Raw genomic sequence first — 14,843 nt, forward strand, 5'->3', positions numbered from 1 at the left:
ATTCTGCGCGGTCACACCTTTTCTTGTTCTTGCACTTTTTCATGGGGGCGGTTATAATAAAAAATGATTTTTACTAGGGAGACTGTCTGTATGAAACGACTTCTAGCGGTGTTACTGCCGCTTTTTCTGCTCAGCGGCTGTGCGCCAAAGGAATATTTGACAGATTTTTTTGCCATGGATACTTTTATGTCCGTTCGGGTGCAAGGCCAGAAGGCACAAACTCTCGCTGCGCAGTGCGAACAAAAGGTAAACGAATTGGAAAAATTACTGTCCCGTACACGTGCGGACAGTGCAATTTATCAGATCAATGCTCTATCAAGCGAAACACTTCCGTCGTTGGTGACAGCGTATATTCAGGAGGCGGCGTCGCTGTCTTCCTGGACAGAAGGATGCTTTGATCCAACTGTTGCGGTATTGACTGATTTATGGGGTATTGGTACAGATGCTGCGTGCGTGCCAGAGCAGAAAAAAATCGACGAAGCGCTCCTGCAGATTGGTGCAGACAATATTGAAATTGGAAAATTAAATGAATCGGATACGTGGGAAGTGACATTGAGAAACGGTGCACAGCTTGATCTTGGCGGTATTGCCAAAGGAATTGCCGCTGATGAGTGCGCTGCGATTCTACGACAGGCGGATGCCTCTGGGCTGCTGATGCTGGGCGGTAATATTTACGCTGTAGGCTCGAACAGCGGCAAACCATGGATTGTTGGCATTGCCGATCCGGACAATACCGCCGATTATCTGGCAACGGTCGCGGTAGAGGACTTGTCAGTCGTGACATCGGGCGACTATGAGCGTTATTTTGAGCAGGGCGGCAAGCGATATCATCATATTTTTGACCCACGCACCGGCTATCCGGCAGATTCAGGGCTGCGCAGTGTGACCGTGATTGACGAGAACTCAACTATGGCTGATGCGCTGACGACCGCACTGTTTGTCATGGGGCTGGAGGACGGTATGGAATTCTGTGCAGCAAATGGGATAGCTGCTGTGTTTATCACAGCGGACAAACAGATCCATACGACACCAAAGGTGAAGCAGATTTGTGCCTTCACGTTTGATGGCGAGGATAAAGGATATACCTATGTGCAGTAAGTTAAAATGGGGAGACTTGGTCATTATCGCAGCTGTGCTGGTGACGGCGGGCACACTGGCAGTCATATTGTCGCTTCAAACTGCCGGTGATCGACTGTATGCCGAAGTGTGGCAGGACGGCGTACAGATTGAGAGGGTCGAACTGACCGATAAGACAAATCAGACAATCGATTTGGGGGGGCATAATCTGATTGTGCTCTCGGGCAAGACCGCGCGCATGGTGCAGGCCGATTGCCGCGACCAAGTCTGCGTGCGTACGGGTACGTTGACGCGCGCGGGTCAAGCCGCAGTCTGCCTGCCGCATAAAGTTGTGCTCAAACTTGTCGGCGGCAAGAGCGAAGTTGATGCGATTGTATCTTAAAAATTTTAAAGAAAGGAAACCGCTTATGAAAACAAAGCGCCTGACCCTTTGCGGACTGCTGACCGGACTGGCAATCGTACTGTCGATTGCCGAACGCCTATTTCCGCTCGATGCGGTGATTCCGGTGCCGGGTATTAAGCTGGGCTTGGCAAATGTGGTCACGCTGTTTGCGCTTACCCAGCTGCGCGTGCGGGACGCCTTTGCAATTCTGATCTGCCGTGTTGTGCTGGCGTCTTTGCTGATGGGTAGCATTACCGCAATGATTTTTTCCTTAACGGGCGGTTTGCTGTCACTGCTCGCAATGTTGGCGCTTCTGCATGCGGAGGGGCGGTTTTGCTCTCTATTGGGGATCAGTGTCGTAGGCGCGGCGGTACATAATGTTGGCCAGGTGGTAGCGGCAGTGTTTTGGATGAATACGGGTGCGGTGGTTGCATATCTGCCGTTTCTGCTGGTCATGTCAGTACCGCTTGGCCTGGTGACGGGGCTGACCTGCTCCGCGGCGCTTTCTCATATGAAAAAAATTAATTTTGGCGCATAAGGCGCATAAAGAGAAAAAACGTTCCCATACTATGAGCAAACATGCAAGGAGGGAACTGTAATGAAAAAGCTTTTCGCTATGCTGACCCTGCTGACGCTACTGCTCGGCTGTGGCTGCTCGAACACGAAGGACACACCGGCAGATGACAATGCAAACGGCAACGGCACCACCCAGGGTACGGATGAAAACAAGAATGATGCCGGCAATCCAACCGAAGGCGCGGGCGATGCGCTGGAGAACGGCGCGAACGACGTAGGCGACGCGGTTGGAAATGGGCTGGAAGACGCCGGCGAGGCGCTGACTGGCAATGAAAACAATGCCAACAACACAACCAACAACAATGCCGGAGAAAACGGCACGGGTATGACAGACAACACGACGGCTAAGCCGTAAAAGAAAACAGCTCCCCAACCGGGGAGCTGTTTTGTTATATCTGCGTGGTAAATACCTGATAGCCCTCTTCGATCATCTTGTCGATCAAGCGCTGCGCATGTTCCACACCACCGACCTCACAAACGACTTGTATTATAGCCTCTCCGATATCGAGATCAGCCTGAACACGGTCGTGTTGGAACAGGATGATATTGGCGTTTTGATCGGCAACCAAATGAGAAAAGCGTTCCAGCGCGCCGGGCGCGTCAGGCATGATGGTGGAAAACTTCAGGTGGCGGCACCGGGTAACGAGGCCCTTTTCGACGATTTTATGAATAAAAGATACGTCGATATTGCCACCCGATAGCACGCAGACCACTTTTTTGCCTTTGATATCCACCTTGGAGTTAAGGACGGCCGCGAGCGAAGCAGCCCCTGAGGTTTCGACGACCTGCTTAGTGCGCTCGAGCAGCAGTAAAACGGTTGAAGCGATTTCGGCGTCAGATACCGTCACAACGCGGTCGACATACTGCTTGATATACTGGAAAGTGGTCGTACCGGGTGTCTTTACGGCGATGCCGTCCGCGATCGTGCGGACTGAATCGGACGGCGTCAGTTCTCCGGTACGGAAAGAATTAGCGACCGCAGGCGCACCTTCAGCCTGCACGCCGATAATCTGGATGCGCGGATTGACTTGTTTGGCGCAGGCTGCAATGCCTGAAATTAAGCCGCCGCCGCCAACCGGGACAAAGATCATATCGACAAAGGGCAGGTCGCGCAGAATCTCCAGCGCGATCGTGCCCTGACCAGCCATAACATCTTCATCGTCAAACGGGTGGATGAACTCAGCACCCGTTTCTTCGCAGATTTCGCAGGCGCGGGCATAGGCTTCGTCGTAAATATTTCCAGCAAGAACAACTTCAGCGCCATACCCTTGCGTAGCAGAGACCTTGGCGATCGGCGTCGAGCGTGGCATAACGATAGTGGACTTCACGCCGACCGACGATGCAGCAAATGCGACGCCCTGAGCATGATTACCCGCAGAAGATGCGACGACGGCATGCAGATCGCCTTCTTTGTAGCGTTTCATGATCTTGTTGTAGGCACCGCGAACTTTAAATGAGCCGGTCTTTTGCTGATTTTCATATTTGAGATAGACCTCAGCGCCAGTCATTTGCGAAAAAGTGCAGGAGGTCGAGAGCGGAACGTCGTGGATAACGTTCTTCAGGCGGTCGGCGGCCGCCTCAAAATCCTTGAGTTCAAGCATGTTTTATTCTCCAATTTAGCATGATAAACATTATTTTAGCACGCTTGCAGGTCAAATGCAAGAGGCGCTTTATGGGCGGTAACAGCTTGCTAGACTTAGGATTTGTTATTAAATGTTGAAATAAAAATAAAACACTGTTGCTATTTAAATGACACTTTGTTATAATTGTAACATAGATATAGTGCGCGAATGTGCACATATGGAGGAGACTGGCATGGACGAGCAGATGAAAGGCTTTCGCGGCGCAGTTTTCGGCGGTTTTCGGCGGGAAGACGTGCTGCGCTACATAGAGGAAACCGACCGGAATTATCATGAGCATACCGATTCACTGCAAAACTCGCTGACCGAATCGCAGACCGCGCTGTCTGAACTGCGTACACAAAACGATCAGTTGATGGCGAAGAATGCCGAACTGCTTGAGCGTTTAGGCGAAATGACACTGGACGCGGATCAGATTCGCGCTAAGCTGGACGATATCGAAAAGGGTTTTACGATGCAGACGGCTGAAATTGAAGCCCAAAGCGCCCGTGCGGCAGCTCTGGCAGAAGAAAATGACCGTCTGGCAGAGGAAAATGCTAAACTGTCCGAGAAATGCGGTGAATACGCTGCATCTAAGGATAAAATCGCCGAAATGGAGTTGTCCGCCTATCGGCGCGCTAAGCAACTGGAGGAAGATGCCAAAAACGAGCTTTCAAAGCTCCGGCGGCAATCTATAGATATGATTGACCAGGTTAAGCGCCAGATTGATGCAGCCAAAGAGACTTATAGTGCCGTACTTGCGCGTAGCCAGGCAGAATCGGCTGAGATGGCGCGGAAAGCCAACGAAGTGATTGGGGAAATCGACCGTATCAGCAATACGCTTGGCAAGCCTGAGGCGAACGATGGAAAGGCGAAAGGCATTCGCGACATGCTGGCAGGCCTGCGCCCAAAGACGGAGGACTAAAGCCATGGCACATTATGATCTACATACCAACGAACTAAAGAATATGGCCCCAAAGCTGCGCGCAGGGGATACGGTCAGCCTAACGGGAACCGTTTATACCGCGCGCGACGCGGCGCATAAAAAAATCGTCGCTGCGATGGATGGGGGCGAGCCACTTCCGTTCGATTTGGACGGAGCTGCAATCTACTATGCAGGTCCGACCCCGGCCAAGCCGGGGCAGGTAATCGGCTCGGTCGGTCCGACGACTTCGGGCCGCATGGATCCCTATGCACCCCGCCTGTTAGATGCCGGCCTTGCCTGCATGATCGGCAAGGGGGTACGTAGCCAAGCTGTGCAGGATGCGATGGCGCGAAACGGCGGCGTGTACATGGTGGCGATCGGAGGCGCGGGCGCTGCAAAAGCGGCCAGTATCAAAAGGGTCGAAGTGATCGCCTATGATGAATTGGGCTGTGAGTCGGTCAAACGGCTGACGGTCGAAAACTTCAGCGCAATCGTATCGCAGGACTGCGTGGGTGGAAACTTGTACCGTGATGGTGTAGCCGAATATAAGAAATAGGCGTGAGACAAAGGATTTTTGCTATTTTAGGATAGATGGAGGAAGAATGCTGTGCGCAATTTTGAAACCGATGTACAGTTGCTGAAATACCGTGTGCTGAAAGAGGTCGCCGGACGTGCGTACGACGGAAACCTTATGGAAAGCTATTATGAAATCCCTAAAATCATTTCACCCGGTCCAAAGGCGACTATGCGTTGCTGCATCTATAAAGAACGCGCGATTGCACAGGAACGCGTCCGTCTCGCCATGGGCGGCGACCGGCGCAATCCCAATGTGATTGAGGTCATTCCGATCGCTTGCGATGAATGCCCGGTGGAACGCTATCAGGTCAGCGAGTCGTGTCGCGGATGTATTTCGCAGCGCTGTATTAAAAACTGTCCCAAGCATGCGATTACCAAGTCCAAAAACGGCAGGGCAGTCATTGATCCCGACCTATGCATCGAGTGCGGCAAATGCGCCCGCGTATGCCCGTATGGCGCGATCACGGAGCATGTCCGCCCGTGCGAACGCTCGTGCAAGGTCGGCGCGATCCAGATGAACGAGGAAAAGAAAGCAGCGATTGATATCGATAAATGCATCGCGTGCGGCGCTTGCGTCTACCAGTGTCCGTTTGGCGCGATCATGGATAAATCGTTCATGGTGGATGCGATCAATATTATCAAAAACGCCCATCATGGCGAGAACTATAAGGTGGCTGCCATTGTTGCCCCTGCGCTCGCCGCGCAGTTTGATGAGGCAAGCCTCGGACAGGTGGTGACCGGTATCCAAAAGCTCGGGATTGATTATGTCGTCGAGGCCGCTATGGGCGCCGATATGGTCGCCTCCAAGGAAACGGACGAACTCGTGGAAAAAGGCTTTTTGACCTCGTCCTGCTGTCCGGCTTTCGTATCGTACATACAAAAGCAGGTGCCCGAACTGGCGGATAAGATATCGCATAATCTGTCGCCGATGGCTGAGATTGGCCGGTATGTCAAAATTAATGCGGATATGCCGGTCAAGACGATTTTTATCGGCCCTTGTACGGCAAAAAAAGCCGAGCAGCAGAAGCCGACAGTCGATTTATGGATTGACTGCGTCATCACCTTTGAAGAACTGCAGGCTATGTTGGATGCCCGGGAGATTGAGCTCAATGTGCTCGATGAAACCGCGCTGGTCGACGCGTCGCCCTGGGGCCGCATTTTCGGCCGCAGCGGCGGTCTGACGGAGGCGGTACTGGAGGCTGCAAAGGAAAAGGGGCTGGAATTTGAGGTCAAGGCAGAGGTCTGCAACGGCATTGAAGAGTGCAAGCTGGCGCTGCTAAAAGCTAAGGCCGGAAAGCTGGATAAAAACTTTATTGAGGGCATGGCGTGCGTCGGCGGCTGCGTTGGCGGTGCGTGCAGCCTCAACCATGAACCCAAGAGCCGCATGAAGGTCGACCAATACGGCAAAAAGGCTGAGAATCAGGAAATACAGACAGCTATTGACAAGTATAAGGTGCAGGTCTAACAACATAATAGTTCCCCCTCGGACATATCCTTTCTTGCAAGGAACGTCCGAAGGGGGATTTTTATGAAACTGGGGTTTCGGCGTACGGCGGTGCAGGCGCTATGCACTGTTCTCATCCTGTGCGGTCTGATAGGCGGCACACGGGTATGGGGCAGGGATATGCCTGTTGCCGCGTTTGGCAAGGAGGAGGGCGTCGAGCTGCCAATCCTGATGTACCATAGTATTTTGAAGGATGGGGCAAGGCAGGGCAAGTATGTGCTCAGCCCGAACGCACTGGCAGCCGATTTGGATTATCTAAAAAAAGAAGGATACGAAACGATTACAGTGGCCGACTTGCTCGCCTATGTCAAAGAGGGAGCCGCACTTCCGCAAAAGCCGGTCATGATAACGTTTGACGACGGGTACTTCAACAATTATGTCTATGCGTATCCGTTATTGAAAGACCGAGGCATGCGGGCGGTGGTGTCGGTGATTGGTAGCCAGACCGCGCTGTTTACCGAAAACGGTGAGGAAAATGCTTACTGGTCGCACCTGAAGCTGGAACATTTGGAAGAAATGCAGGATGTGTTCGAGGTGCAAAACCATTCATGGAATCTGCATGAATATGGTGAGCGCCGGGGCTGTCTGCGCCGTAAGGGCGAGGATGAAGTCAGCTATGAATCGTTCCTGCGTGAGGACACCGAGCAGACGCAGGAATTGCTTGTCGAGGCTGGCCTACCCGAACCAACCTGCTATACTTACCCATTCGGCGCATGTTCAAAAGAAAGCGAGCAAGTGCTGCGGTCGATGGGCTTTCAGTGCACGCTGGGCTGCTCGGAGCAGATCAACACTGTGACGCGTGATCCCGAGTGCCTTTACGGTATGGGACGCTTTAACCGTCCGGCAGGAGTCAGCACGTCAAGTTATATGAAAAAAGCGCTGGGAGAGTGAGCGGATGGAGTGTCTGCGTTTTTCTGATCTGCACTGCCGGGAGGTTATCAACCTATGTGACGGCGCGCGTCTTGGCGAAGTGATCGATCTGGTCATCGACCCGGTTGGCGGTAACATCACAGCAATTGTTGTACCTGGGCGTGGCGGGTTCTTAAATATGTTTTCACGTGAGGATTGTGTGATCCCGTGGAACTGCATTGAGACGCTGGGCGAGGATTATATTCTGGTTCGATGGAGAAAATAAGTATAAATCCGCGCATATAAGCAAAAAATGTTTGACAACCGTGTCCGGCTATGCTATCCTATAAAAGCACGATTGACGTGTGATAATCAAATTCTCACACTCCGCGATGAAAGCGGCCGGTGACCGAAAGGTTGCCGCTGTCAGATGACCCGGAGTGGACGAAACAACCGAGGAGGAAACGAAAAATGGGAGTTATCTCTATGAAGCAGCTGCTGGAGGCCGGCGTACACTTTGGCCACCAGACCCGCCGCTGGAACCCGAAGATGGCGACGTACATCTTCACCGAACGCAATGGTATCTATATCATTGACCTGCAGAAGACCGTCAAGAAGCTGGAAGAAGCGTATTTCTTCGTTCGCGATATCGCTGCTGCGGGCGAATCTATCCTGTTTGTCGGCACCAAGAAGCAGGCGCAGGACGCAATTCGTGAGGAAGCCGAGCGTTCGGGACAGTTTTTTGTCAACGCACGTTGGCTGGGCGGCATGCTGACCAACTTTAAGACCATGCGTACCCGTATTGCTCGTCTGAACCAGCTTCAGAAGATGCAGGCAGACGGCACGTTTGACCTGCTTCCGAAGAAGGAAGTTATCAAGCTCCAGCTCGAAATCGCCAAGCTCGAGAAGTACCTCGGCGGTGTGCGTGAGATGAAGAAGCTGCCGGGCGCGCTGTTCGTTGTCGACTCCCGCAAGGAGAAGAACGCAATCGCCGAAGCCCGTAAGCTGGGTATCCCGATCGTTGCGATCGTTGACACGAACTGTGACCCGGACGAGGTCGACTATGTGATCCCGGGCAACGACGATGCGATCCGTGCCATCAAGCTGATCTCCCAGACCATGGCAAACGCTGTGCTGGAAGGCAAGCAGGGCGAGCAGCTCGAGGTCGAGGCTAAGGCAGAAGCCGAAGCGCCGGCTGCGCAGGCTTAATCGAATAAAATTGTAAACCGTAGGGCGCGTTTGTCCCGGCGCGCCGGGGCGAAGCGTCCTACGGATTTTTTAGTTACTGATAGAAAAATGGAGGAATTTAAAATGGCTTTTACCGCTGCTGACGTAAAAAAGCTTCGCGAAATGACCAACGTAGGCATGATGGACTGCAAGAAAGCGCTCACCGAGTCAGATGGTGATTTTGACAAGGCGATTGAACTGCTGCGCGAAAAGGGTTTGGCTAAGGCTGCTAAGAAGGCCGACCGTATTGCGGCTGAGGGCGTTGTTTGCGCGACCGTATGCGGCGACTGCGGCGTAGGTGCGATCATTGAAGTCAACTCTGAGACCGACTTCGTTGCTAAGAACGCTGATTTTCAGAAGTTCGTTTCCGATCTGGCTGGCGTTGTGATGAGCGAGAACCCGGCTGACGTTGAGGCGCTCAAGGCATGCAAGCTGGGTGAACTCACCGTACAAGAAGCGCTGCAGGAAAAGGTGCTGACTATCGGCGAGAACATTCAGATCCGCCGCTTCGAGCGTTTTGACGCTTCGACCGTCAACGTATCCTACACCCACATGGGCGGCGTGATTGGCGTACTGGTTGCGCTGCAGGTTTCTGATAACCTCAAAGGCAACGAGATTGTCAAGGAGCTTGGCAAGGATATCGGTATGCAGGCCGCGGCGATGAATCCGGCGTTTATGGACAAGTCGCAGGTTGATGAGGCCACGCTGGCCAAGGAAAAGGAGATCCTACTGGCGCAGGCGCTCGAGGAAAATAAGACGGCCGCCAAGCCGAAGCCGGAGCAGATTATCCATAAGATGGTCGATGGTCGTATCGGCAAGTACTACGAAGAAAACTGCCTGCTGCAGCAGGCGTTCGTCAAGGAAAACAAGGTGACCGTAGAGCAGCATATTGCCGCTGTCGCCAAGGAACTGGGCGGAGAGATTAAGCTCGTCAAGTGCATTCGTTTTGAAAAGGGCGAGGGTATCGAGAAGAAGCAGGATGACTTTGCGGCCGAAGTTGCCTCGATGGCTAAGTAAAACAGAATTGCTGTCGTGCGCTGAATAACAGTCCAATCGTCCGCGATTTTGGCCCATTTTTGAAGGTTTCCGGAAGGGAAATCAAGGGCAGAAGGACAAAATAAGCGACGGTGGATACTGAAACAACCAAGAATTTAAAGAACCAGAAGATACAATTGTATCTTCTGGTTCTTTTTTAATTTTCCAAGAACACTTTTTCGCTTTTCCTACTTTCGCAGCTTGCATTATTGTAGGTTGATCGACATTTTTATGTCCCTGTTCAAGAATAGTAAATTGTCCAAAGTCAAAGTAGCGGACGATAGGCCCGTTATTGAATAGATAACTATAAAAAGGTTTTTAGAAAGACTCGGAATAGGACTGCCTTTTTCTTGCAATTTGCTGTACTGTCGGATACAATAAAAACAGAACGGAAAAGGAGTATAGACATGGAACTTCAATACGATATTACCAAAGAGGATTATATCGCATTCAATCTTAATTATTTCGATAATAACGCAATCGTCCAGCGTAGCATGCTTACCACGCGCATTGCGACCACCGCAATCTGTCTGCTTGGCGGAACCGGGCTAATGTATTGGCTCAAACTTTCGCCATGGTCGGTGGTGGTATATGTGGCGCTTGCTGCGGTATGTTTCTTCGGTGTACCACCGTATATGAGGCGCAAAATGATTAAGAATGTAGACAGGATTTTAAAAAATGCCAACAACAAACAGCTTTGCGGCTCGAAAACCTTGACACTGGAGGACAAAACATTTCGGCTGGTCGGTGAAAATGAGGACACGACCTACCAGTATGAGGCGGTACAGCGTATTGCAACCGACGAGGGGCACTACTATGTGTTTGTAGACGAGTTTTCCGCGGTGATTGTGCCGTTTACCGCGTTTGAAAACGATGAACAGCGCTTATCCTTCTATGATCGCATTACGGCGTACATTGAAGACGAAGCCCTAAAATGCTGAGGGAACGCTTTGCAATTCTGCCCGTCTAACCCAGTAAATGAAAGGCTGGGAGGGATTTTTGTGAAAAAGCGGATTTTAGTACTGGCGCTGACCCTGTGTATCGCGCTACCGGTCTTGGCTGGTGCTATGCCTGATCATGTGATCGGACGCGGCATGTTTGTGGAACTGTTGGCGCAGGCATCCGGTGAAGATCTCGCGCAATACGAGAATGCCGACTGCCCGTTCTCCGATGTGGGCAAGGAGAATACGGCGGTTCGCTGGGCTTATGCGAAATGGCTAGTAAACGGTGATGAAAATAGCTTGTTCCGTCCGGATGACCGGATCACCCGTCAGGAGGCCGCAGCGATCTTAGGCCGTTATCTGGAATACCAGTATACCACGCTTCCACCCGGATGTGGTACGGGCGCGCCCAGCATGCAAAATATCCCTAAATGGGCGCAGGACGGCGTGAAGAAATGCTGGATGTATGGCGTGATCGATACGGGAGATCGCGCGGAGTTTTATCCCAATGCGGAAGTGATGGACAGCGAGGCGGAAACTTGGATTGCCAATGCAAACAAGCTAGCGGTTGGTGCTATCGGCGAGCCGGAAACTCTGTCTTTCGCGGATTCACTGGTGCAGAATGTGGAACGGGAAGGTAACTTTATGTTGTCCCCCTACTCTGCACGCATGTGCCTCGCCATGCTGGCAAATGGTGCGAGAGGCCAAACGCAACGTGAGCTACTAAATGCATTGGGAATAGCCGAGCTTACTGCGTTTAACCGCGAGGTCAAATCTCAGCTTGAAACATACGACGGCTATGCCCGCATTATGTCGCTTGACACCGCGAATTCAATTTGGCTGAACCAGACCCAATATGGTGGAGTAGGCGCCTTCAAACCCGCGTTTGAAGCTGCCATGCGGGAGAACTATCGCGCCGAAGTTCGAAAGGTGACCGATGATAATTCGGTGGAGCAGGTCAACCAATGGGTAAAGGATAAGACCAAGGGAAAAATCCCTACCATCTTGACGGAGGACGACCGAGACTTTGTCACGGCGTTAGTCAATGCAGTCTACTTCAAGGCGGCATGGCAAAATGAGTTTAATGAAGCCGCAACGAAAAAGGAGCCTTTCACAAACGCGGATGGTACAAAGACACAAACCGATTTTATGCATCAGACCGACATGTTCGGGTATTACAGTACGCCTGGCATCGAAGCGGTCAAGATGGATTACCGGAATTATGCGGTCGATAACGAGGCGGGTGACAATTGGGAAACCTTCCACGATGCGGATTTCAGCATGTATTTGATTAAAGCGGCGGGCAAGCTGAACGCACAGCACTTTTTGGATAGTGCAACGTTTTCCGACAGTCAGGTGCAGGTCGCGGTTCCGAAATTTAAAATAGAATTCAGCGCTGCGCTCAACGACGCGCTGAAAGCGCTGGGCGTAAAAACAGTATATGATGCTGGTCGCGCCGACCTGTCTGGAATAGCATCATCGACACCGCAGGGCAACCTTTTTCTAGATACGGTGCTGCAAAAGACCTATATTGTCATTGATGAAAAAGGAACGGAGGCAGCCGCTGTCACCGCCGCCATGAACGCGGGCGGCGCAATGCCGTCCCGCCGCCCGCCGCTCGTGCGGGAATTTACGGCGGACTCGCCGTTTTGGTTTGCGATCCGTGATAACGCAAATGGTGAGATTTTGTTCGTCGGACGGTATGAAAGCGCGAAATAGCGGTTGACAAACCGAGTTTTCGGGTTTAAAATAAAAACATTCATAAGAAAAAGGCAATGATGGAAAACGCATATTTTCCAAACTGTTCAGTAGAGAGCGGCCGCCGTGGCTGAAAGCGGCTGTGGACGAGGAAATATGCCACCGATTCCTGAGCTTCGCGGAGGAACCTTTTAGTATTCCGCGACGGGTCGTTCCCGTTACGAACTCCGAGCGGCAGCCTGCGTTTGCAGGCTTGCAAGCAGGGTGGAACCGTGGGTTTTTGTGCTCACCCCTGATTTTGATATCGGGGGTGGGCCTTTTTGTTCTCCCCGAACATGTAAGGAGGAAAAATCATGTCTGAAGACATCAAGTACACGTTTGAAAACAAGGAATACCGGGACACTTACCGTCACACGGTATCGCATATTTTGGCGCAGGCGGTCAAACGCCTATATCCCGAGGTCAAGCTGGCAATCGGCCCGGCAATTGAAAACGGCTTTTATTATGATTTTGACGCGCCGTTTTCCTTTACCCAGGAGCATTTAAATGCGCTCGAAGCAGAGATGCGGAAGATTTGCAAGGAAAAGCTTAAATTGGAGCGCTTTGAACTGCCGCGCGGTGAAGCGGTCAAATTTATGGAAGAACGCGAGGAGCCGTATAAGGTCGAGCTAATTCAAGGCCTGCCCGAAGATGCGGTCATTTCATTCTACAAGCAGGGGGATTTTACCGATCTGTGTGCAGGCCCTCATCTGGATTCGACCGGACGGGTCAAGGGCAATGCGGTCAAGCTGCAGAACGTGACCGGCGCGTACTGGCGCGGCGATTCAAGCAAGAAAATGCTGCAGCGTATTTATGGTACGGCATTCCCCAAAAAGGAAGAGCTGGATGCTTATCTGGAACGCCTGGAAGAGGCCAAACGCCGCGACCACCGCAAGATCGGCAAAGAACTTGGCTTATTTATGCTTCTGGATGAGGGACCGGGCTTTCCATTCTTCCTGCCCAAGGGCATGGTGATCAAAAACACGCTGATTGATTACTGGAGGGAGATACACCGCAAGGCGGGCTATCAGGAGATTTCGACGCCGATCATGTTGAACCGTGCGCTTTGGGAGCGTTCGGGACATTGGGGCCATTATAAGAACAATATGTATACGACGGTCATCGACGAAGAGGACTTTGCGATCAAGCCGATGAACTGCCCCGGCGGCATGCTGGTCTACAAATCCCAGATGCATTCCTATCGTGACCTGCCGCTTCGCGTGGGTGAGCTCGGCTTGGTGCACCGGCATGAGCTGTCCGGCGCGCTGCACGGCTTGATGCGTGTGCGGTGCTTTACGCAGGATGACGCGCACATCTTTATGACGCGCGAGCAGATCAAGGATGAAATCATCGGTGTCGTCAAGTTGATCGACGAGGTGTATTCGCTGTTTGGTTTTCCTTACCATATCGAGCTGTCGACCATGCCGGAAGACCATATGGGCGAACTCGCCGATTGGGAAATGGCAACCGAAAGCCTCAAGGCGGCGCTCGATGAATTGGGAAAATCCTACGAGATTAACGAGGGTGACGGCGCGTTTTATGGACCGAAGATTGACTTCCATCTGGAGGACTGTTTAGGCCGTACCTGGCAGTGTGGCACGATCCAGCTCGATTTTCAGATGCCCGAACGCTTTGAACTCGAATATACGGGTGCGGACGGTGAAAAACACCGCCCGGTTATGATACACCGTGTGGTGTTCGGCTCGATCGAACGCTTTATTGGCATCTTGACTGAGCATTTTGCCGGAGCGTTTCCGACCTGGCTCGCGCCGGTGCAGACGCGCGTGCTTCCCGTAACCGGCCGTAACGCCGATTACGCCGAAGCGATCCGTGCGCGGCTGTTTGATGCGGGCTTCCGTGTTGAAACCGACAGCCGTAATGAAAAGATCGGTTATAAGATCCGCGAGGCGCAGGTCGAAAAAGTTCCGTATATGATCGTAGTCGGCGATAAGGACGAGGAAGCGGGGCTGATCTCCGTGCGTGACCGTAAGACCGGAGAAACCACACAAATGGAACTCGACGCATTCGTTGAAAAGCTGACGTATGAGGTCAGCCACCGTCTAAATTAAGTGCCTTGCTCAAGTGTACGCACATCGTTGCTGCTTTTAAAAACCTTGACCTGGTACAGCCGTCCAGGTTCTAACGGGCCGAACGCAAAGCGGCCCTGTTCATCAGTGTATAGCGCGCCAACCGGCGTAGCGGGCGCGTCTGAGCAGTAAAAGGTGACGAGCGCTGCCTCGACCGGTTTATCGTCTGCACTGACGACCGTGCCGAGCAGGGCTGGCCGCTGGTCGGCGGCCAGCGAGACCTTGGTTTCGACCACCTCGTGCGAGGCGGGCTTGACATAAAAGGATTGAGAAAAGTTCATGGCAAAATAACCCCTTGTTAAAACGCA

General features: G+C 52.3%; 16 protein-coding genes. 14 read left to right on the plus strand and 2 right to left on the minus strand.

Annotated features, from left to right (window positions below):
- Positions 1-90 precede the first annotated feature (90 nt).
- The 4 genes from SO058_RS05895 to SO058_RS05910 are packed head-to-tail and all read left to right on the plus strand — an operon-like array spanning position 91 to position 2,390.
- Positions 91-1,098 (plus strand): FAD:protein FMN transferase, encoded by a 1,008-nt coding sequence (locus SO058_RS05895; RefSeq protein ID WP_320842061.1) that lies wholly within the window; start codon positions 91-93, stop codon positions 1,096-1,098.
- A complete protein-coding gene (locus SO058_RS05900; protein WP_320842062.1) occupies positions 1,088-1,459 on the plus strand; it encodes a NusG domain II-containing protein in 372 nt (123 codons plus the stop codon). Before SO058_RS05895 ends, SO058_RS05900 begins: the two co-directional genes overlap by 11 nt.
- Positions 1,460-1,484: 25 nt before the next feature.
- Positions 1,485-1,997 (plus strand): Gx transporter family protein, encoded by a 513-nt coding sequence (locus SO058_RS05905; protein WP_320842063.1) that lies wholly within the window; start codon positions 1,485-1,487, stop codon positions 1,995-1,997.
- 60 nt (positions 1,998-2,057) lie between these two features.
- Positions 2,058-2,390 (plus strand): hypothetical protein, encoded by a 333-nt coding sequence (locus SO058_RS05910; protein ID WP_320842064.1) that lies wholly within the window; start codon positions 2,058-2,060, stop codon positions 2,388-2,390.
- A gap of 34 nt (positions 2,391-2,424) precedes the next feature.
- Here SO058_RS05910 and ilvA read toward each other — a convergent pair whose 3' ends face one another.
- Positions 2,425-3,636: a threonine ammonia-lyase gene (ilvA, locus tag SO058_RS05915; protein ID WP_320842065.1), complete on the minus strand. Its 1,212-nt coding sequence runs from the start codon at positions 3,634-3,636 to the stop codon at positions 2,425-2,427.
- A gap of 214 nt (positions 3,637-3,850) precedes the next feature.
- Here ilvA and SO058_RS05920 point away from each other — a divergent pair, with 214 nt between their 5' ends.
- From SO058_RS05920 to thrS, 10 genes are all read left to right on the plus strand, one after another.
- Positions 3,851-4,579: a hypothetical protein gene (locus SO058_RS05920; RefSeq protein WP_320842066.1), complete on the plus strand. Its 729-nt coding sequence runs from the start codon at positions 3,851-3,853 to the stop codon at positions 4,577-4,579.
- A gap of 4 nt (positions 4,580-4,583) precedes the next feature.
- Positions 4,584-5,135, plus strand: coding sequence for a FumA C-terminus/TtdB family hydratase beta subunit (locus tag SO058_RS05925; protein ID WP_320842067.1), 552 nt, complete (start codon positions 4,584-4,586; stop codon positions 5,133-5,135).
- Between the two features lie 51 nt (positions 5,136-5,186).
- Positions 5,187-6,620, plus strand: coding sequence for a monomeric [FeFe] hydrogenase (locus SO058_RS05930; RefSeq protein WP_320842068.1), 1,434 nt, complete (start codon positions 5,187-5,189; stop codon positions 6,618-6,620).
- A gap of 63 nt (positions 6,621-6,683) precedes the next feature.
- Positions 6,684-7,550: a polysaccharide deacetylase family protein gene (locus SO058_RS05935; RefSeq protein WP_320842069.1), complete on the plus strand. Its 867-nt coding sequence runs from the start codon at positions 6,684-6,686 to the stop codon at positions 7,548-7,550.
- A gap of 4 nt (positions 7,551-7,554) precedes the next feature.
- Positions 7,555-7,794, plus strand: coding sequence for a YlmC/YmxH family sporulation protein (locus tag SO058_RS05940; RefSeq protein WP_320842070.1), 240 nt, complete (start codon positions 7,555-7,557; stop codon positions 7,792-7,794).
- A 185-nt stretch (positions 7,795-7,979) separates the two neighbouring features.
- A complete protein-coding gene (rpsB, locus tag SO058_RS05945; RefSeq protein ID WP_320842071.1) occupies positions 7,980-8,717 on the plus strand; it encodes a 30S ribosomal protein S2 in 738 nt (245 codons plus the stop codon).
- Between the two features lie 102 nt (positions 8,718-8,819).
- Positions 8,820-9,752 (plus strand): translation elongation factor Ts, encoded by a 933-nt coding sequence (tsf, locus tag SO058_RS05950; protein ID WP_320842072.1) that lies wholly within the window; start codon positions 8,820-8,822, stop codon positions 9,750-9,752.
- A 425-nt stretch (positions 9,753-10,177) separates the two neighbouring features.
- Positions 10,178-10,711 carry a YcxB family protein gene (locus SO058_RS05955; protein ID WP_320842073.1) on the plus strand — a complete coding sequence of 178 codons (534 nt, stop codon included), beginning with the start codon at positions 10,178-10,180 and terminating at the stop codon, positions 10,709-10,711.
- Between the two features lie 60 nt (positions 10,712-10,771).
- The gene (locus tag SO058_RS05960) at positions 10,772-12,430 is read left to right on the plus strand and encodes a serpin family protein (protein ID WP_320842074.1); all 1,659 of its coding nucleotides are present in this window, start codon (positions 10,772-10,774) and stop codon (positions 12,428-12,430) included.
- A gap of 332 nt (positions 12,431-12,762) precedes the next feature.
- A complete protein-coding gene (gene thrS / locus SO058_RS05965) occupies positions 12,763-14,517 on the plus strand; it encodes a threonine--tRNA ligase (RefSeq protein ID WP_320842075.1) in 1,755 nt (584 codons plus the stop codon).
- On the opposite strand, the gene SO058_RS05970 is transcribed toward thrS, so the two are convergent.
- Complete coding sequence (locus SO058_RS05970; RefSeq protein ID WP_320842076.1) at positions 14,514-14,816, minus strand: carboxypeptidase-like regulatory domain-containing protein; 303 nt, start codon at positions 14,814-14,816, stop codon at positions 14,514-14,516. The genes thrS and SO058_RS05970 overlap by 4 nt on opposite strands.
- Between the last annotated feature and the right edge of the window lie 27 nt (positions 14,817-14,843).

The organism is Agathobaculum sp., from assembly GCF_034098985.1.
In the GTDB taxonomy this organism is placed as follows: Bacteria; Bacillota; Clostridia; order Oscillospirales; family Butyricicoccaceae; genus Agathobaculum.